This is a genomic window from Clostridium sp. 29_15 (assembly GCF_001916075.1).
Lineage (GTDB): Bacteria > Bacillota > Clostridia > Clostridiales > Clostridiaceae > Clostridium > Clostridium lentum.
Map to the genome: position 1 here is coordinate 1 of NZ_MNRT01000015.1, position 21,489 is coordinate 21,489.

The 21,489-nt window shown below is 28.8% G+C and carries 16 protein-coding genes, 1 pseudogene and 1 other annotated feature; of the genes and pseudogenes, 3 read left to right on the top strand and 14 right to left on the bottom strand.

The window, feature by feature from the left end; genetic code table 11:
* Positions 1-154 precede the first annotated feature (154 nt).
* Both BHW04_RS01365 and BHW04_RS01370 read right to left on the bottom strand, forming a co-directional pair.
* Positions 155-841, bottom strand: a complete 687-nt coding sequence (locus BHW04_RS01365) for a single-stranded DNA-binding protein (protein ID WP_022211164.1) — start codon at positions 839-841, stop codon at positions 155-157.
* Between the two features lie 115 nt (positions 842-956).
* Positions 957-1,718: a polysaccharide deacetylase family protein gene (locus tag BHW04_RS01370; RefSeq protein WP_302698598.1), complete on the bottom strand. Its 762-nt coding sequence runs from the start codon at positions 1,716-1,718 to the stop codon at positions 957-959.
* A gap of 125 nt (positions 1,719-1,843) precedes the next feature.
* Here BHW04_RS01370 and BHW04_RS01375 point away from each other — a divergent pair, with 125 nt between their 5' ends.
* Positions 1,844-2,377 carry a DUF4364 family protein gene (locus tag BHW04_RS01375; protein WP_302698600.1) on the top strand — a complete coding sequence of 178 codons (534 nt, stop codon included), beginning with the start codon at positions 1,844-1,846 and terminating at the stop codon, positions 2,375-2,377.
* Here BHW04_RS01375 and BHW04_RS01380 read toward each other — a convergent pair.
* Positions 2,374-3,249 (bottom strand): YncE family protein, encoded by an 876-nt coding sequence (locus BHW04_RS01380; protein WP_302698602.1) that lies wholly within the window; start codon positions 3,247-3,249, stop codon positions 2,374-2,376. The two genes, BHW04_RS01375 and BHW04_RS01380, sit on opposite strands and share 4 nt — an antisense overlap.
* 379 nt (positions 3,250-3,628) lie before the next feature.
* Here BHW04_RS01380 and BHW04_RS01385 point away from each other — a divergent pair, with 379 nt between their 5' ends.
* Positions 3,629-4,069: a hypothetical protein gene (locus tag BHW04_RS01385; RefSeq protein ID WP_302698603.1), complete on the top strand. Its 441-nt coding sequence runs from the start codon at positions 3,629-3,631 to the stop codon at positions 4,067-4,069.
* 47 nt (positions 4,070-4,116) lie between these two features.
* Here BHW04_RS01385 and deoD read toward each other — a convergent pair whose 3' ends face one another.
* The 8 genes and pseudogenes from deoD to BHW04_RS01425 form a co-directional block, all read right to left on the bottom strand.
* Complete coding sequence (gene deoD / locus BHW04_RS01390; RefSeq protein WP_302698605.1) at positions 4,117-4,827, bottom strand: purine-nucleoside phosphorylase; 711 nt, start codon at positions 4,825-4,827, stop codon at positions 4,117-4,119.
* Between the two features lie 87 nt (positions 4,828-4,914).
* Positions 4,915-6,216 carry a bifunctional folylpolyglutamate synthase/dihydrofolate synthase gene (locus tag BHW04_RS01395; protein ID WP_302698606.1) on the bottom strand — a complete coding sequence of 434 codons (1,302 nt, stop codon included), beginning with the start codon at positions 6,214-6,216 and terminating at the stop codon, positions 4,915-4,917.
* 162 nt (positions 6,217-6,378) lie between these two features.
* Entirely contained in the window at positions 6,379-9,021 is a 2,643-nt protein-coding gene (locus BHW04_RS01400; RefSeq protein ID WP_022211171.1) for a valine--tRNA ligase, read from the bottom strand.
* Between the two features lie 56 nt (positions 9,022-9,077).
* Positions 9,078-9,352, bottom strand: a binding site (T-box leader).
* Between the two features lie 84 nt (positions 9,353-9,436).
* Positions 9,437-11,662, bottom strand: a complete 2,226-nt coding sequence (gene clpA, locus BHW04_RS01405) for an ATP-dependent Clp protease ATP-binding subunit ClpA (protein ID WP_186834792.1) — start codon at positions 11,660-11,662, stop codon at positions 9,437-9,439.
* A gap of 3 nt (positions 11,663-11,665) precedes the next feature.
* Entirely contained in the window at positions 11,666-11,965 is a 300-nt protein-coding gene (locus BHW04_RS01410) for an ATP-dependent Clp protease adaptor ClpS (protein WP_022211173.1), read from the bottom strand.
* 299 nt (positions 11,966-12,264) lie between these two features.
* On the bottom strand, positions 12,265-12,396 hold the full coding sequence (locus BHW04_RS01415) for a CPC_1213 family protein (RefSeq protein ID WP_022211174.1): 132 nt from the start codon (positions 12,394-12,396) through the stop codon (positions 12,265-12,267).
* Between the two features lie 240 nt (positions 12,397-12,636).
* Positions 12,637-13,578 (bottom strand): carbohydrate kinase family protein, encoded by a 942-nt coding sequence (locus tag BHW04_RS01420; protein ID WP_022211775.1) that lies wholly within the window; start codon positions 13,576-13,578, stop codon positions 12,637-12,639.
* A 123-nt stretch (positions 13,579-13,701) separates the two neighbouring features.
* A pseudogene (locus BHW04_RS01425) lies at positions 13,702-17,938 on the bottom strand (acyl-CoA dehydratase activase-related protein).
* A gap of 209 nt (positions 17,939-18,147) precedes the next feature.
* Here BHW04_RS01425 and BHW04_RS01430 point away from each other — a divergent pair.
* Positions 18,148-18,504 (top strand): tetratricopeptide repeat protein, encoded by a 357-nt coding sequence (locus BHW04_RS01430; RefSeq protein WP_022211773.1) that lies wholly within the window; start codon positions 18,148-18,150, stop codon positions 18,502-18,504.
* Positions 18,505-18,522: 18 nt separating this feature from the next.
* Here BHW04_RS01430 and BHW04_RS01435 read toward each other — a convergent pair whose 3' ends face one another.
* The 3 genes from BHW04_RS01435 to BHW04_RS01445 are packed head-to-tail and all read right to left on the bottom strand — an operon-like array spanning position 18,523 to position 21,488.
* The gene (locus tag BHW04_RS01435; protein WP_302698609.1) at positions 18,523-19,587 is read right to left on the bottom strand and encodes a transglutaminase-like domain-containing protein; all 1,065 of its coding nucleotides are present in this window, start codon (positions 19,585-19,587) and stop codon (positions 18,523-18,525) included.
* Between the two features lie 23 nt (positions 19,588-19,610).
* On the bottom strand, positions 19,611-20,234 hold the full coding sequence (gene recX / locus BHW04_RS01440) for a recombination regulator RecX (protein ID WP_302698610.1): 624 nt from the start codon (positions 20,232-20,234) through the stop codon (positions 19,611-19,613).
* 15 nt (positions 20,235-20,249) lie between these two features.
* Entirely contained in the window at positions 20,250-21,488 is a 1,239-nt protein-coding gene (locus BHW04_RS01445) for a M16 family metallopeptidase (protein WP_022211770.1), read from the bottom strand.
* Position 21,489: the final 1 nt, after the last annotated feature.

Consider the following 21,489-nt stretch of genomic DNA (forward strand, 5'->3'; position numbering starts at 1 on the left):
ATTGATAAAACCTCTATGTAACAAATTTATATATTTTAAATTATATTACATATTTGGATAAAAATAAAGACTGCTGACACTTTGTCAACAGTCTGAAAATAATAACAAGCTCCACTACGGAGCTTGTTATTATTTAAGCTATATATTTTTAAAATTATATAGCACCTTTTTCAGTTACATGCGTATTTTCATGTTCTTCACTATTGAAGTTTTCATCATTTTCTTCAGTTACTCTTTCCATCTTAGAAATAGAAACTTCGTATGCTATCTTCTTAACTACTTCTGTTTCACTGATTTTCTTTTGATATTCTCTGCTTTGAAGCCTTCCCCATACCCTTATATTATCTCCAACTTCTAAAGTTTGGCAAAATCTTGAATTTCTTCCCCAAGCTATTGTTGGTATATAATCTGATTTATTGTAAGCTCTATTTACAGCTAATAATACATCTGCAATTTCTCTACCAAAAGGTGTTTTTCTATAAACAGGTTCCTTACATATATATCCATCTAGGAATATTTCATTAGGATTTTTGCTTTTTTCAATGCATGGTTCTATGTTTCTAGCAAATACAGTTAGTATAAGCTTATTAGATCCATCTACAAACTTATTATACGACCTTAATTGTCCTAATACTATTATTTCTTTTCCAATACTTAAGTCCATATTACTAATTAATCTTTCTGATACTGTTATATTTAGTAAATCAACAGAATCACTTAATCTAGTAACTTCCATAAAAAATGTATAAAATCCTTCTCCATACATTTCATGACTGAATTCAAGTTTGCTTACAATCTTCCCTTCAAGATAAATTTTATTATTTAACATCAAATTGTCCATCTTTACCCCTCTCTCCATTAGTAATTTTTTAGCTTATTTATAAATTTATTACCATATAAGAATTTATTTCCATTATAATACAAATCATGTGTACTTTTCAATATATTTATAATATTTATTTTTTATTTTGTGCTCCATTTTCATCAATAATATAATAATCATCATCATAAATTAATTCACTAACTGTTAAAAATTTATAGCCATCACCTGTCAATTTATTAATAATCCTCTCTAAATTCTCTGGAGTATATTTAGCATTATTGTGAAATAATAATATTGACCCTGCTTTTACATTTTTCATTACTCTGTTATATTCCACATCTGCCCCCGATTGTTTCCAATCAACTGAATCAACATCCCACTGAATACATTTATATCCTTTTGATAAAACATAATTTAATGCTTTTTCATTATATGAGCCACTTGGAAATCTAAATAATTTTGTATTACATCCAATTGTTTCATAAATAATATCTTCCGTCTTTTGTAATTCATCATTCATTCTTTCTTCTGTAATATTTACAAAGTTAGGATGTATATAGCTATGATTACCTATTTCATGACCATCATTATATATATTTTTAAGCTTTTCTTTATTATCATCTGTATAATTTATCCAACCACCCATAATAAAAAAAGTACCTTTTACATCATATTTTTTTAATACTTGTAGAATTTCATCTAAATGCTCCTCTTCTGCCCAATTAATATCAAAGGTAAGTGCTATTTCTTTTTCTTCTGTATTCACTCTAAATATAGGTAGTTTAGCTTGATTATTAGTGCTTACACTAATATTGCGTTTATTTACAGCAAATGACAGAATAATTATAAATACAAGCAAAATTACTTCTATAACAACTTTTTTTCCTTTAAGCATAAAAAACCTCTTAACTTAATTTTTACTAATTTATATTCTTAATGTATAATTTTAATGACAATAATATTACAGTGTTTAAAATTTATGTTATAATAATATAGATACTTTCAAATTGGAGGTTTAATATGTACGAAAACTCAGCAGAACTAGCAGAAAATAAACTTTTAGTTTTATATGTTATAAAATCATTAAAACAACCCATTTCAAATACACAGTTAACAGAAATAATTTTAGAAAATAACTTTATAAATTACTTTACTCTTCAACAATACATAAGCGAGTTAGAATATTCTAACTTTGTAAAGTATATTGAAAAAAATGCGAAAAAATTAATTTCCATAACTGATAAAGGAGAAAATGTTTTATCATTTTTCACCGACAGGATTGCTCCAATAAAAAGAGATATAATCAATAATTATATCTCCGCAACTATTGAAAATATAAAAAAGGAGCTGACAATTTATAGCGATTATACCATTGATAATAATGATTCCTATATTGTAAATTTAAGAGCCTTTGAAGATGAAAGCTTATTAATTGATTTAAAGGTATCTGTTCCTAGCAAAAAACAAGCCAATTCTTTATGTTCAAAATGGAAAGATGATCCTTCTACTATTTATACAAAAATAATTCAAAGCTTATTTGATGACAATGATTAAAATAAAGTCATGGCATTGGGTTCAGACTCGATTGCTATGACTTTTATTACTTTATCATCTTCAATTAAAATAAGTTTACTCTTTAAATAATCAGCTACATATAACACTGATCCATACTTAAAAATTCCCTTTGGCATTCCACCTACATAAATAACCTTTTCTACCGTATATGTTCTTTTGGCTATTACACTAATTGTTCCATCGGTAAAATTAGAAACATAAATATTATCATCATCTTCAATCATATCTATTGGTGAATATCCAACCATAATCCTTGCTATTTTTTGAAAATTACCAATATTAATTACATCTATATATCCTCGTTTATCTTTTCCTAAATAACTGCAACAGATATAAATCCTCTTTTTATCATTGGATACCCTTATTTTTGTAGGATATTCCGGCACTTGAATATTTTCAACAGTATCATAATTATCCATGGATATTACTGTAATACTATCACTTTCCAAGTTTGACACAAATAATAATTTATTATTAAAATCCATGTCAATACTATGCGGCCAACTTTCAGTAGCTACTTCACCTATACTTTTATCTTCCTTAAGGTCATATATAACCATTGAATTAGACTCTCCACAAATTACATAAACTTTATAATCATGCATTAATAAATCATTTGGCTTTGGCCCAACACTTATAACCTTGTCCTCAATAAGATTTTCACCATAAAAAAAAGATACAGAATCATTATAACTATTCGCTGTAATAACAGTATCTGAATATGACCTTATACCATGTGGCCCAACTGGTTTATCGCAATGTTTTAACCTTATTTTTTTCATATCTAAGCTATCTAATACTAGTTTACAAATTGAATCACTTGCTGTTGTGCATAGAATTAATGATTTCAATATTACACCTCCTTTAAAAGATACACTGTAATTTCATTATATGTTGTATTCTTTTAATGGGTGCTATTTGTAATACTTTTTAGAAGATTGTCTTTTTATTTTATTTATTATACATATATAATATATTATTAAATATCATTATAACTACTTTTTTACATTAATAACTCCATATTTATAACCTATTATACATAGTAATACAAGAAATAAATATTATAAAAATATCACTTATATTTTTAAATGCACTTTTAATATTTTCACTTCTCCCTTTACTTAAATATATTAACTAAAAAAATTAAAATTATTAATAAATTTAATATTAATTTTTTCATATATTAACCGATAATATAGTGGAAAATATTAAAACTTAGGGAGAATAAATGTGAAAACTTTTAAAATTATATTTAGAATTATTGCATGTTTAATATTTTGTACATTTTTATTCGTAGGCTATAAGGTGCTTAATTCTGTATTTATAAGCCATATAGATACAGTATTAGACGTTGTAAATACTGAAGAAGAAAAATATATTAAATATTACAATGAATTTATGAATAGAGAGGAAATTTCTGAAAATGATTATAGAGCTTTTATTGATGGAGTAAATAATTTCCTAATTGAAGATTACGAAAGAAATAAAAAATTATACTCTTCTCAAAGAACTATAATTAATCTTTCTCTAAAAGTAGGTGTTATTATTAGTGGTTTTGTTTCAATTCTTAATTGTATTTTTTATTGCTTTACTATTTCAAAAACACAAAATGCTAAATCTAATAAATATCTATCAATGTTCATTAATATTAAAAATAAAATAAAATCATAATATACAAAAAAAGATGATATATAAAATCATCTTTTTTGTATTAAAGTTTATTTTATTAATTGTAAAGCTACTTCCATCATATCAGTAAATGTATTTTGTCTTTCTTCTGGAGATGTTTCTTCTCCTCTAAATACATGATCAGATATAGTTAATATTGAAAGTGCTTCAACATTATATTTAGCAGCTAATGTATAAAGCTCTGCTGTTTCCATTTCAATAGCAAGACAGCCATACTCTGCCCAATTCTTAGCTCCAAACCCATTTGTATCATCATAGAATAAATCACTAGATAATACATTTCCTACTTTTACATTAACACCTTTATTTTTAGCAATATTATATGCATCATATAATAGCTCAAAGTTGGCTGTTGGTGCATAATCTAGTCCTTGGAATCTTCTTTTGTTAATTCCTGAATTCGTTGATGCACTTTGAGCTAAAACTAAATCCCTTACGTTTACATTGTCATTTATAGATCCAGCTGAACCTATTCTAATTAGTCTCTTTGCTCCATAGAATTTAATTAGTTCATTTACATAAATAGAATGTGATGGTAATCCCATTCCTGTTCCTTGCACTGAAACTCTCTTTCCTTTATAGGTTCCAGTATATCCATACATTCCTCTTACTTCATTATAACAAACTACATCTTCTAAAAAGTTTTCTGCTATAAATTTAGCTCTTAAAGGGTCTCCTGGTAATAATACTGTTTCTGCTATAGAGCCTTCCTTAGCCATAATATGTAAATGTGCTGACATATTTTTTCCTCCTCAAATTGAACATATTTATTTAATATATTTTTTTATATCAGTATACTATATTAGTGAATTTTAGTAAACAAAGTATTATTTACTAAAATGTTTTTTTATTATTCCTCTCATTTCACCTATCATATATAATGAACCACTTATAAGCAGTAAATTATCCTTCTTGCAAAGCTTTAAAGCATCTTCAAAAGCATTTTTATAATCACTATAAGCTTGACAATCCTGATTATATTTCTTTACCACTCCCATTAACTCTTCTGATGTTTCAGCTCTTATTGAATTAGGTGTTACTGTAAAGACCTTCTTTGCTTGAGGAGTAATAACCTTAACCATATGATCAACGTCTTTATCTGCTAATATTCCTAATATTAAATATAAATCATCATATTTAAAATATTTTTTAATATTTTTATCAAGTTGCGTTATTCCCTGAATATTATGTGCTCCATCTATTACAACACATGGCTCATTACTCATTACTTCTAGTCTTCCATTCCATCTAACTTCTGACAGGGCTTTTATTATACTTTCCTTACTTAACTTTGCTGCTTTATCTTTAATAATTTCTAAGGCCTTCAAAGCCACTGCTAAATTTAAAATCTGATGCTCACCTAATAGTTGAAGCTTAACATCATATTCATCATCTAACTTCACCTTTACTAGCTGATATATCTTATCTTCCTTAATTATCTCAACTAATTTTGCATCATCTTTATTTATCTTATAAAGCTTTGCACCTAACTCCTCACATTTTTCGCTCAGCACTTTTTCTACTATCTCTTCTTGAGGATATATTAAAGTGGGTATACCTGCCTTAATTATACCAGCCTTTTCTCTAGCAATTTCTTCTAAGGTATTTCCTAAAATATTTGTATGATCAAAACTTATAGAAGTAATTACAGACAAGATAGGTGTTATTACATTAGTAGAATCAAGTCTTCCTCCAAGTCCTACTTCCACTACTGCAAAATCCACCTTTTCAGTAGCAAAATATAAAAACATCAATGCTGTTATTATTTCAAACTCCGTAGGATGATTATACCCCTCTTCTATCACCTTATCTACAGCATACTTAATCTTTGTCATAAGCTGTGCAAGTTTTTCCTTAGGTATATTATTCCCATTAATTTGAATTCTCTCTTCAAATTCTTCTAAGAATGGAGAAGTGTACATGCCTACTTTATATCCAGCTTCCTTTAACATAGAAGTAATCATTGCCGTGGTAGACCCCTTACCATTTGTCCCTGCTACATGGATTATTTTTAGTTTCCCATGCGGATTATCAAGAAATTCCAATAATTTATATGTTCTTTCTAAGCCATAATTAGAGCCAAAATTCCCTACTTCTGTTATATATTTTATTGCTTCTTGGTATTTCATCAAACCACCCCAAAATTTTATTTTTTATTTTCACCTTTATTTAAATATAATGTATAATTAACAAAAATGCAAAATTTATTGCTCTACTATTTAACAGATTCATCTTAAATTTTTCTTATAAAAAATGGACATCTACCAACGTAGATATCCATTTTTTATAAACTATTTTAAAGTATCTATTCTAACTAAAACAGCATCAAGCATTTCTTGATATTTAGCCATTTTTGCTTTTTCACCTTCTACTACAGCCTCTGGAGCTTTTGCAACAAATCCTGCATTAGAAAGTTTCTTTTCTATTCTAGTTATTTCACCTTCAAGTTTGCTCTTTTCTTTATTTAATCTTTCAAGTTCCTTTTCCTTATCAACTAGGTCAAGTAGTGGCATAAATAATTCTCCACCTTTAACTACTACTGATACAGCATTTTCAGGAACTAATGCTTTATCATTTATAAATTCAACATCTGAAGCTGAAGCTAATTTTTCAATATAAGCTGTACCTGCATTAAATGCATCTCTAGCTTCATCATTAATATAGCTTATTACTTTAGCTTTTCTTGATGGTGGTACATTCATTTCAGCTCTAACATTTCTTAAAGATTTAATAGCTTCTATGATGTATTCCATATCTTTTTCAGCCTTAGCATCAACTAATGTTTCGTTGAATTTTGGCCAAGTTGAGATAGTTATTGATTCACCATCAGTTAAAGTAGTATATATTTCTTCTGTAATGAATGGCATTACTGGATGTAATAATTTTAATCCTGTAGTTAATACAGTATATAATACGTTGTATACTATTCCTTTTTGCTTTTCATCATCGCTGAAGAATACTGGTTTAACAAGTTCTATATACCAATCACAGAATTCAGTCCACATAAAGTCATAAACTTTTTGAAGTGCTATTCCTAATTCGTATTTTTCCATATTTTCAGTTACTTCTTTAACAAGAGTATTCATTTGAGATAAAATCCATTTATCAGCTAAGCTATATTCTTTGCATTCAGCATATTTAGCCATAACTTCTTTATCTAAGTTCATCATAACGAATCTTGATGCATTCCACATTTTGTTAGCAAAGTTTCTTGCTGCTTCAACTCTTTCAGGAATATATCTTATATCATTTCCTGGTGAATTACCTGTTACAAGCATAAATCTTAAGGCATCAGCACCATATTCTTCAATAACTTCTAATGGATCTACTCCATTACCAAGTGACTTACTCATCTTTCTACCTTGAGAGTCTCTTATAATACCGTGGATTAATACTGTATCAAATGGAGTTTCTCCCATATTATGAATCCCTGAGAATATCATTCTAGCTACCCAGAAGAAGATTATATCGTATCCTGTAACAAGAACGTTAGTTGGATAGAAGTATTCTAAATCTTCTGTTTTATTAGGCCATCCTAAAGTTGAGAAAGGCCAAAGTGCAGATGAGAACCATGTATCAAGAACGTCATCTTCTTGTCTTAAATTAGTGCTTTCGCATTTTGAACATTTACATGGTGCATCAACTTCAACCATCATATGTCCACAATCATTACAGTAGTAAACTGGTATTCTATGTCCCCACCATAATTGTCTTGATATACACCAATCTTGAATATTTTCCATCCAGTTGAAGTAGATTTTATCAAATCTTTCTGGAACAAATTTAGTTTTTCCGCCTCTTACAGCTTCAATAGCTGGCTTAGCTAAAGATTCCATCTTAACATACCATTGCTTAGATATTATTGGTTCAATAACTGTTCCACATCTATCATGTGTTCCAACATTATGAGTATGCGGTTTTATCTTAACTAATAGACCTAATTTGTCTAAATCTTCAACCATTTGTTTTCTAGCTTCATATCTATCAAGCCCTTGATATTTTCCACCTAATTCATTTATTATACCATGGTCATCCATAACTCTTATTTGTGGAAGGTTATGTCTCTTACCAACTTCAAAATCATTTGGATCATGTGCAGGAGTTATTTTAACAGCACCAGTTCCAAATTCTATATCAACATATTCATCACCAACTACTGGTATTTCTCTATCAGTTAGCGGTAACTTTAATGTCTTACCAATTAAATGTTTAAATCTATCATCATTTGGGTTAACAGCAACTGCTGTATCTCCTAATAATGTTTCTGGTCTTGTTGTTGCTATTTCTAAGAATCCTGAACCATCAGATAATGGATAATTTATGTGCCAGAAGCTTCCTTCTTTTTCTTCGTATTCTATTTCTGCATCTGACAATGCTGTTGTACATTTAGGACACCAGTTAGTTATTCTGTTTCCTTGATATATAAGTCCTTCATTATATAACTTAACAAAGACAGTTCTTACAGCTTTGTTTAAATTTTCATCCATTGTAAACGCTTCTCTTGAGAAATCCGCAGATACTCCCATCTTCTTAAGTTGTTCTCTTATATGACCTCTATATTCATCAGACCATTCCCAAACTTTTTCAAGGAAAGCTTCTCTTCCCATTTCTTTTTTTACTAATCCTTGCTTCAATAACTCATTTTCAACTTTAACTTCTGTAGCAATAGATGCATGATCTTGTCCTGGTAACCATAAAGTACAGTATCCTTGCATTCTTTTAAATCTAATAAGCATATCTTGAAGAGTATTGTCTAATGCATGCCCTAAGTGCAATCTACCAGTTATATTTGGCGGTGGCATAACAATTGAAAAAGGCTTTTTGCTCTTATCAACTACTGGTGTGAAATATTTCTTTTCTTCCCAAATTTTATAAATTCTTTCTTCAAATTCTTTTGGATTATACGTGGTAGGTAAATTGTTTTTTTCTTCCATTACAGAAACCTCCTTAGTTTAATAAATTGTACAAATAAAAAAGAGCCTAAGTCCTAAAAAAGGACGAAGACTCGCGGTACCACCTTTATTCCCACAGGCACAATACTATTTTAGCATTTCAACTTTAAACTATACTAAATAAATATTGGCCATTATTATGGGCTCTTAATTCAATAACGACTATGAACGCCGTCTTTGCCTACTAATTACTAAACTTTCAGCAAAGAAACTCAAAAGCTACCTTCGGGATATTCCATATAGAAGGCTTTCAGCCAAGACCTTCCTCTCTTAATACTTCCTAATCCGTACTCCTCTTTATCACAGTTTTTAATTTATATTATTTGTTTTTATATTATTCTATAAAATATTTTTTGTCAATAAAATTTATCTTTAAAAATAGTTAATTTTATATTTTCTAAAACTCTATATCATATTTACTATCATTAAATACAACTTTAGCCTTTCCACCATCTTTTAATCTACCAAACAATACTTCATCAATTAACAATGCCTTAATTTCTGAATTTATTATTCTACTGATTTCTCTTGCTCCATATTCTTTAGAAACCCCTTCATTGCTTATATGATTTATAACAGACTCATCAAATTCTAATATTATATTTTTACTTAATAATTGTTCTTTAAATAAACCGATTTCTTTTATAGTTATATTTCTTGCCATTTCTTTATCTATATGGTTAAATACCACAATTTTATCTAATCTATTTCTAAATTCTGGAGTGAAGAATCGTTTTACTTCATCCTTGATGGCTTCTACTTGTACTACTCTTTCACCAAAGCCTACCTTATTTTTGCCAATTTCCTTGGCACCTGCATTGGAAGTCATAATTAGTATTACATTTCTAAAATCAGCTTTTCTACCTTGGTTATCTGTAAGTGTAGCATAATCCATTACCTGAAGTAATACACTTAAAATATCTGGGTGAGCTTTTTCAATTTCATCTAATAGTAATACAGAATATGGATTCTTACGGACTGAATCCGTAAGTAGTCCCCCCTCTTCATACCCTACATAACCTGGTGGCGCTCCAATAAGCTTAGATGCTGCATGCTTTTCACCATATTCACTCATATCAAATCTAATAAGTTTTATCCCTAATTCCTTTGATAACACTCTGCATATTTCTGTTTTCCCTACACCTGTAGGTCCAACAAAAAGCATTGAAGCAACAGGTTTGCCTTCATCTTTAAGTCCAGCTCTTGACATCTTTATACATTTTACAACTTCATCTATGGCAACATTTTGTCCAAAAATATTAAGCTTTAATTTATTTTCTAAAGTCATTAAAGCTTCAATTTCATCCTTTTCAACTGTTTTCTTAGGAATATGACACATTTTTGAAATTATTTCTTCAATTTTAACATCATCAATTAATGTTCTTTCTTCACTATTTTCCATAGAAATAGATGCACCAGCTTCATCTATAACATCAATAGCCTTATCCGGTAAGAATTTATCATTTATATACTTATTACTTAAAATAACTGCACTTTCAATAGCCTTATCAGTATAAGATACATTATGATATTCTTCATACGACTTTTTAATTCCATTAATAATTTCAACAGTTTCGTTAATGCTAGGCTCCTTTACTTCCACTGTCTGAAATCTTCTTGTAAGAGCTTTATCCTTTTCAAAATGTTTTTTATATTCATCAAAAGTAGTTGCACCAATAAATTTTATCTTTCCTTCCATTAAATATGGCTTAAGAAGATTAGATGCATCTAAAGAACCACCACCTAAAGCTCCTGCTCCTACTATTGAGTGTATCTCATCAATATAAACTATTGGATTAACTCTATGCTTAATCTGCTCTAGCACTTTTTTTATTCTCTCTTCAAAATCGCCTCTATACTTAGTTCCTGCCAATAACCCACCAATATCAAGAGAATATATTTCTGAGTTCTTAAGTTTTTCTGGAACCTTACCTTCATTAATAAGTCTAGCAAGCCCTAACACTATAGATGTCTTTCCTACACCTGGCTCTCCAACATGAATAGGATTATTTTTAGTTCTTCTGCATAGAATCTGTATAGTTCTATCTAAAATATCTTGACGCCCTATAAGCAAATTACTATCTTGCTCTTTAACAAATTCATTTAAATTTACAGTATACTTCTCAATTATAGATTTATTACTGCCTTTTTGCTCACCTTTATTTTTTGATGATTTTTCTCCACCTTCTTCTGACTTTACATTCCCTTCTTTATGACATAAAGTAAAAAGAAGATTTCTTTTATCTATTCCCTCTAAATTTAAAAAATATAAAGCATAACTATCTTCCATCATATATATAACTGATAAAATATGTTCAATTTCTATGACATTTTTACCAGAAGCCATAGCCTGCTCTCCAGATGTTAATATCACTTGCTGAAAACTATAGCTTTCTTGAATACCTGTATTTTCTGTAGTCTTTATATACTCATTAAAATATTCATTTAGATTTTTTCTTAAATTTTCAATATCTGCACCACATTTCTCCATGGCATTTTGTACTTTTTCTATAAAAGTACATTTATATAATATGTGTTCAGCTGTTACATATTCATGCTTATTTTCTCTAGCATATTCAATTGCAGCAACTATTACTTCATTAACTTCTTTTGTCACCTGCATACATTAAACCTCCTCAATAGTTATCATAAAGGGAAATCCTTCTTCTTTAGCCATATCCATTGCTATTGATACTTTTGTAACAGCAATATCATATGGATAAGTTCCTACTACTCCTCTTCCTTTAGAATGTACATCAAGCATTATTCTATTAGCCTCTACACTATCTTTATTAAACACGCTCATCAATACATCAATGACAAATTCCATTGTTGTAAAATCATCATTTTCCATAATGACACTATATTTTTTAGGCTCCTTTACTTTTATTTTACCTTTTTCTTTAGTTACAACATCATGTTCCATATAGTCCCCTCCAAATAATAAGCATTATGTATTATTTATAATATAATTATATTAAATACTTAATATGTATATCAACATTTATTTATTGTACACGAAAAGAACCTATATAGATAGAATCTATTTTATAAGTGTCTATCTTATAGGTTCCAGTTCATTTATATATTTTATTTATTTTTCATCAACTGATAAATCTTATAACTTTTTTATTATTATCTATCTTCATTCAACTATTCCCAATAATTAAATTTATTTTTTACAGCCTTAAACACTGACTAAAAATTGCTAGAATGCTCAAAAAATTAAATCTTAAAATCTGTTGGATCATATGGCTTTGCTTTAGGTTCTCCAAAACATGATTTAACACTTTCTGCTCGAGGATTATGACTTATATTCTTATTTTCTTTCTTATTAATTTTTAATTTACTTCCCATACTTATCACCTCATAAATATTTTGTCCATCTATTTAGTATTTATACTGAAAGTTTATTTGTGCAGTGTTTTATTAATTATTATACTCATTTACGAGTATTTTATTTACGCCTATATACTTTTTTTTATTTCTTATCTCTTATATAAATATCCCTTTATTTTTATTATGTAAAATCATACTTTCTTTTTAACTATTTCCTAAGCATAAAAAAAAGAGACGCTAAGCATCTCTTAAAAACAATTATTTCCAACTCATTTTATTCATGTAATTTTCAACGTATTCATTACTTATTGCTGGATTAATAGTATCTTCATGTGTAATAGTAATTATTGACATTGCAATTGCATACTTTAATGTTTCAATTATAGATAACCCATTCATATATCCTAATCCTAATCCAGCTACAAACGAATCTCCAGCACCTGTTACATTTTTTATGTCTATCTTATCATTTTGGCATATAGTACCTTCTTCACCTTTTGTAAGATAGTAAATCCCATCTGCATCTAAACTTATAAATACATTTTCAACACCTTGCTCTAAGAAGTATCTTCCTGCTTTTTGCAAATCCTCATAACCATTGATTTTAAAACCACATAAAGCTTCAGTCTCTAATCTATTTGGTTTTATTGTATGGAAATACTTCATCAAGTGGCTTATTTTTGTTGCTTTATTTGCTGAAACTGGATCTAATATAAATTTAGTTTTTCCTTGAAATTTCTTTAAAACATACTCTAATAATTCAGGGTTGTCTGAATCTACAATAGTATACTCAGCATTTTCAAAAATTTCAGCTTTTGAATCTATAAAACTACTTTCCATTTTATCTAAGCTATCCATATCTACTATTGCAGACTCCATTTCACCATGCTCATTTAGTATTGCCATATATGTAGGTGTACATTCATCTTTTAATATTAATGAATTGTCCATCTTATAACCTATTCTCTTAGAATGTTCTAAGATATTTCTCCCATTAGCATCATCTCCCAATATAGAAATGAATTCTGTGTTTATACCTACCCTAGCTAAATTCTCAGCAATATTTCTGCAAACTCCCCCAAGCGAAATCTTTATAGATCCTGGAATTGAATCCTTTGCCTTAAATTCTCTCTTACTAAAACCAATTATATCTACTATTGATGCCCCCAGTACTAGTATATATGGATTATTTTCGTTCATATTATCTCTCCTGCCATTAATTTTCCCTTTAAAACATACATACATTATAGTCAAAAGTCCGAAAAAAATAAAGAGAAAAATAAAAAAATGTCGTATCTTTTTTATTTTTCTCTTATTTCACTGTTAATTATTTAATTTTATTGCAACTTCACTTACTGCTTCTTCATTAATTTCATACTTTTCACTATACTTATTTTCTAAATCTATATTTTTAAATGCCACAGCCAGCATAAGTTTAATTCTATTGATCTGATTTACCTCTGATGCACCAGGATCATAATCAACTGCTACTATATTTGATAAAGGATAAAGTTCCTTAAGTTTCTTTATCATTCCTTTACCTGTAACATGATTAGGTAAACATGCAAAAGGCTGTACACATACAATATTATTTACACCTGTATCAATAAGTTCTAGCATCTCTCCTGTAAGAAGCCACCCTTCACCTGTTTGGTTGCCTAGAGACAATACTTTTGATGCTTTCTTCCCTAAATCCTTTATATGCATTGGATATTCAAATCTCTTACTCTTGCTTAATTCTGTTTTAATTTTCTTTCTATATAACTCTATTATCCTAATTGCTAATTTATTTAACTGCATGGATTTATAGCTTCCAGAAAGATATTTATATTTAAATTCAGCATCATAACATGAATATAAGAAAAAATCTAGAAGATCTGGTACAACAGCTTCAACACCTTCCTTTTCTAATTGTGAAACTATGTCATTATTTGCTGTTGGATGAAATTTAACAAGAATTTCTCCTACTACTCCCACCTTTGGTTTCTTTATATCTAATAATTCTAACTCATCAAAATCTTTTACTATATCTTGAACATTTTTGCTAAATTCTATCCATTTTCCGTTTTTCACATTTTGGCATGCAACATCTTTCCATTTCTTATATAAAGTATTTGCTGCTCCTTTAACTTTTTCATACGGTCTTACCCTATATAAGACTCTCATAAATAAATCTCCATATAATATAGCCATAAGCCCTCTATTAACAAAAGCTGGTGTTATTTCAAATCCTGGCTGCTTTTCCATACCCAAAGCATTTAATGATATTATTGGAATATTATCAAAACCTGCTTCCCTTAAGGCTTTTTTAATAAATCCTATATAATTTGTAGCCCTACAACCTCCTCCTGTCTGACTCATTATTACAGCAGTCTTATTTAAATCATATTTTCCTGACATCAAAGCACGAATCATTTGTCCTACCACAATAATTGACGGATAACAGGCATCATTATTCACATATTTCAATCCATACTCTATTGCTTCCTTATCAATTGATGGCATTACTTCTACATTATATCCAATACTCTTAGCTGCTACTTCAACAAAATCGAAGTGTATTGGTGACATTTGAGGGCAAAGGATTGTATAATATTTCCTCATTTCCTTAGTAAAAATATTTCTTTTATTCACTTGTGTCACCGGCTTTAGCTTAATACCTTTTCTTTCTCTTTCTTCAATCGCTGCTTTTAATGACCTAATTCTAATTCTTACTGCTCCAAGGTTACTTCCTTCATCAATCTTTATAAGGGTATACATCTTTCCTGCTGATGATAAAATTTCATTAACTTGGTCTGATGTTATGGCATCAAGTCCGCAGCCAAAGGAAGTAATTTGAATAAGTTCTAAGTTTGGATTATTTTTTACATAAGATGCTGCCCTATATAATCTACTATGATACATCCATTGATCCACAACCCTAAGAGGTCTTTCAACCTTATCTAAATGAGCAACACTATCTTCTGTAAGAACTGCCATCCCATAAGAAGTAATTATATCTGTTAATCCATGATTAATTTCTGGATCTACATGATAAGGTCTACCGCTAAGCACTATCCCTTTTATATGATTTTCTTCAATATATTTAATAACCTCTTCACCTTTTTTCCTTATATCTGTTACAAATTTTTCTCTTTCTTCAAAAGCCTTCTTAACAGCTTCCTTATTTTTCTTCATTGCTTAATGAAAGGAAAGGTGAAATAAAGTTTATTTCCTGCTTCTTTATTTCATCAATATTATTCTTAATAACCTCTGGATATGATGTTACCATTGGACAGTTATAATGGTTGTCTACTGTAGGGTCTTCTTTGTATTCATATGCTACACATGGATAGAATATATTTTTAATTCCCTTTTCTATAAGCCACAATATATGTCCATGAGATATTTTTGCTGGATAACATGCTGATTCTGATGGAATTGTCTCAATTCCTTTATCATATATCTTCCTACTGGATAATGGTGATATCTCTACTCTAAATTTTAAACTTGTTAAAAGAGTAAACCAAAATGGATAATTTTCATACATATTAAGTACTCTTGGTATACCAATTACCCCTCTTTCCGCTTGACTTTCTTCTAGAGGAGTATAGTCAAAAGCTCTTTCTAACTTATATTTAAATAAGTTAGGGATTTCTCTTTTTCCTTTCATATTTCCCAAAGGCTTCTCGCATCTATTTCCTGTAATGAACTTCTTACCATTGGAAAACTTATTAATTGTTAAAAGACAATTATTACCACAGCCACCGCATCTCATAGTATTGATTGCTATTTTTATATCTCCTAGCTCCTCTTTTGATACTAATGTTGTCTCTTTACCTTCTATATATCTTTCCCTACTTATTAATGCTGCACCAAAAGCTCCCATTATACCTGAAATATCTGGACGTACTACATTTATTCCTGTTATCTTTTCAAAACTTCTAAGAACACCATCATTATAAAATGTTCCACCTTGTACAATAACTTTTTTACCTAACTCTTCAAAATTGCGTATCTTTATAACCTTATATAAAGCATTTTTTATTACTGAATAACATAAACCTGCTGATATATCTGCAACTTCATAACCTTCCTTCTGTGCCTGTTTAACTTTTGAATTCATAAATACAGTACATCTAGAGCCTAAATCTACTGGTTTCTTAGCTTCAATAGAAAGTTTCGCAAACTCTTTAATAGGAAGATTCAATGATTTACTGAAACTTTCTATAAATGACCCACACCCTGAAGAACATGCCTCATTTATCAAAATATTATCAATATTTCCTTCTTTCATCTTCAAGGCTTTCATATCTTGTCCACCAATATCCAAAATAAAGTCTACCCCTGGCAAAAAAGCCTCTGCTCCTTTAAAATGGCATATGGTCTCAATTTCTCCAATATCTATTCCTAAGGCTGTCTTAATTAGTCCTTCACCATAACCTGTTACTGTACTTTTTACTATTTCCACTTCTTTAGGAAGCTTTTTATATAAATCCTTTAATATTTCTATACTCTTATTTAAGGGACTACCTTCATTACTATTATAATATGAATATAACAGTTGACCTTCCTCACCAATAAGAGCTGCCTTAGTAGTTGTTGAACCTGCATCAATTCCCAAAAATGCCTTACCTCTATAAGTGTTTAAATCAGCTCTCTTAACCTTATCATCTTCATGTCTTTTCTTGAACTCTTCATAATCATCATTGTCATTAAATAAAGGCTCCATATGTCCCTTCCCATCATCTTCTACTTTTATGGTACTGATTTTTCTTATTATATTATCAAGCTGTACATATTTTTCGTCTTTTGCCAATAACGCCGCTCCTATGGCTACATAGTAGTGGGATTCCTTAGGGACTATGTACTCACCTTCTTTTAAATTTAAAGTCTTAATAAATCTATTTCTAAGTCCATCTAAGAAATGAAGTGGTCCTCCTAAAAATGCTACTCGTCCTCTTATAGGTTTACCACATGCTAATCCGCTAATAGTCTGATTAACAACTGCTTGGAAAATTGAATCAGCAATATCTTCTTTTCTTGCACCTTCATTAATTAATGGTTGTATGTCTGTTTTAGCAAATACCCCACATCTAGAAGCTATAGGATAAATTATCTCTGCATTTTTAGATAATTCATTAATTCCTATAGCATCAGTATTTAAAAGTACTGCCATTTGATCTATAAATGCTCCAGTACCTCCTGCACAACTTCCATTCATTCTCTGTTCTATCCCACTGCTAAAATAAGTTATCTTTGCATCTTCTCCCCCTAACTCTATAGCTACATCTGTTTGAGGTATAAAGGTTTCTATGGCTTTATTACAAGCAATAACTTCTTGTTCGAAAGATAACTCTAGCCATTTAGATACAGCTAGTCCACCTGAACCAGTCACCATCATTTTAACATTGCTATTACCTATAAATTTATAACATTGTTCTAGGCTCTCTTTTAAGGTAGTTTTTATGTCTGAAAAATGTCTTTTATAAGTGCTATATTTAATATTATTATTTTCATCAATTACTAATACTTTAATAGTAGTTGAGCCTACATCAATACCTACTTTATACTTCCCCATAATATATCTCTCTTTCTATTTTATATTTATATACAATTATGTATATTATATTCCATTTTTACTATATTATAACATATTTTAATGAAAATTTTTCATTCTATTTTTTTATAATTTTCATAATATACCCTGTAAAATAATATAATTTAATGAATAATATTCCCATATGGAGAACATAATTAAAATATATTTATAAATCATAGGAGGGAAAAATGAATCACTTCAATGAAGGTAATAAATTCTATACTGAAAAACAGTTTCAAAAAGCAATAAATTCATATAGGTTGTCAATTGATTCAAATGTCAATGTTCCATGCTCTTATTATAATATTGGTGTGTGCTATATAAAATTAAGAGATTTTGATTCTGCTATAAAGATGATAAAAAAATCTTTGGAATTTCAAAAAGAAAGTAAATACTATTTTAACCTAGCATATTGCTATGCTATGAAGCAGGAAAGCAACAAAGCTCTAATTTATTTCAATTTAGCTTGGGCCTTAGATAGCTCTGATCTTGACTGCGAAAAGGCAATAAAACTTATTCTTTCCAAAAATAAAAAAGCACTTTAGCTAAAGTGCTTTTCTTATTTACCATTCACCGGCAATTTCTTCTTCTATATGATCTTCTTCAAATAAATTGCTATCAAAATAATCTCCAGAAATATAAAAGGTCGTATCAACATTTATCCATCTTCTTTCATCTGACAGATAAACTTGATTCCAAGCATGAGAACCATAACTATTACCATCAAATGCCTCTCCCGTAACTAACCTTACCTTTAATCCTGCTGCCCTTGCCATTGATACATAAAGACATGCATAATCAAAGCATATTCCTTTACCACTATGCCAAGCAGTAATTGAGCCACTACCATCTAGCTCCTCTTCATTTAAAGCCTTTGATGCCTTTTCTGAATCATACTGGATATTGGTACCTATCCATGTATATATCCTCTTGGCCTTACTTCTATCATCATCACAAAATTTTATTATTTCTTTAGCCTTATTATCGATTTCCTCATTAGATTGTATACCTTCTTCTAAGGTTACTCCATTATAATAGATAATATTATTAGCTGTAGAAATTGTGTTGTCATTCACCGGATACATATCAGGATTGAAACTACTATTGGTAAATATAATAGTCTTTATTTTATTATAGGATGAAAAATCACTAAATAAATCTATTTTATTATTGGCTCCTATGGTTCTATTGTAAGTAATTACACCTACAAATACTATTAGTATAATTACTAATCCTTTAATAAACCCTAAAAATCCTGAAATAATGTATAAAGGGATAACCCTCTTTTCATTGCTTTTAAATGCTGAAATAACATGTTGAGATAATAGCTTTAACAATACATAAATAATATTCTGGCTAATACAGAAAAATATAATTAGTATAATGCTATTGGTATACTTTGTATTATATATAAAGGTCAAGTATTGCAATTTAAATCTTATAATTATAGTCATTACTAAATTTAAATTAACAATTACCAGAAAAAATGTCAGCAAAATAGAAAAATAATATAAAACTTTGTATACTGAATATTTCAAAGTTCTTTCTTCAAATGCTGTAAGTATACTTTCCCTTATACCATATAATACAATTATAGCACAAATAATATATGCTACTAACTCTCTCATAAAGGCTCCCTTCATAATTATTCTTAATTAACTATTCTCTTCACTACCCTAGAGACTAAATCATATCCATATCCTCTGCCCATTAAATATCTAGTAAGCTTTTGATATAATTTATATTTATCATTTTCCCTTTTACTTAGAACTTCGTACTTCTTTAATGCTAAATTATAAGCTATATCTTCCAAATCATCATTATTAATCTTATTTAACTCTCTATAAATAAGCTCCTCATTTATTCCTTTTTGCATCAAACTATACTTTATCTTTTTTTCTCCTTGATTTCTTAATCTATCTTTTACATACATAGATACAAGTTTTTCATCATCTATTAAATTATATTCTTTTAAAAATGATAAAGTCCTATTAACAGTATTATTATCAAATTCCTTTTTTAATAATTTATCTTTTATTTCCTTTTCACTTTTATAAGACCTTTCAATTATTTTTATGGCAGCATTTTTACATTTAATATAATTATCTTCTTCAATAATCTTCTTTAATTTATCATAGTCTACTGAATCTTTAACTTTTAATCCTTCTTTATATACAATTTCCATATCCACCGAAAAAGCATATTCTTCATCAATATATATATTAACTGTATTTTTATTACGATTTCCACATTCTATTTTTGTAATTATATTCATAATTATATCCACCTTTTAAGATTTTAATATATGAATAGTTGGATTTTTTAAAACTTTATTAGCTACCTCATAAATTTCATCGCTTGTAATATTATTAATTCTCTCCATATCATGTAAAAACTCATAAATATCCTCATCTTCTATGGATTGATTTAAAATATAACTGCATAATTCAGAAGAATCATCTAAAGTTGAAATAACAGCTGTTTTATGAACCTTCTTCATTATATCAAGGTCCCTTTCTCCAATTTCTATCTTCTTCTTCTTAACCCCTTCTAAAATTTCATTTATTGCTTCTATTGTTTTATTAACATCTTCTTCAGCTACAGCGGTATAAATGTATAATGACTTTATATGATTGGTCATATCAAGATGTGAATATATATCATAGGCAAGCCCTCTAATTTCCCTTACTTCTCTAAATAAAAGTGAATTAGAACTTTCTCCTAATCTATGATTAAGTATTCTAAGTGGTAATTCTAAATCCTTTTCTAAATCGTAAAAAGTAAATAGATACATTATAGTACTTAATTCAATATTTTTCTTATAAGTTGTTTTCCTAATGGCCTTATTCTGCTCATCAAATATTTCTACTGCAACTAATTCTTTTGATTGCCAATGCCCAAAGTTTTCTTTTATTTTCTCTAAAGCTTCTTCATGCTCTAAAGATGAAACCATAGTTATTAATGTATTATTAGGTATATAGTGCTTTTCATAATAACTAATAATATCTTTTCTAGTAAATTTCTTTACATTCTTTTCTGTTCCTGCCACATCATATCTTAAACAGCTTTTTTCAAAGGCAATTTCATTAACTCTCTTAAAGCTTAAATCTTCTACACTATCCATACTTGCTTTCATTTCTGCAAGAATTACTCCTCTTTCTTTTTCTATCTCCTCTTTTAAAAATACAGAATTAGTAACCATATCTCCCAATAACTCTATTGCATTTCCCAATTCCTCTTCTAAGCAACTTATAGAGTAAACAGTAATGGAATAATCAGTGTATGCATTATATTCTCCGCCTAATGATTCTAAATCATCATTTAACTTTTCAAAACCTCTTTTAATTGTTCCTTTAAACATCATATGCTCAATAAAATGTGAAATCCCTTTTTCATCCTTACTTTCATTTAATGAGCCAACCTTTATTCCTACATTAATAGAAGATATTTGTGTATCCTTTTTTATTGTTAATACTTCTAACCCGTTTTCTAATTTGTGTTTTTTAACATCAAAATTTAATTTTATCATC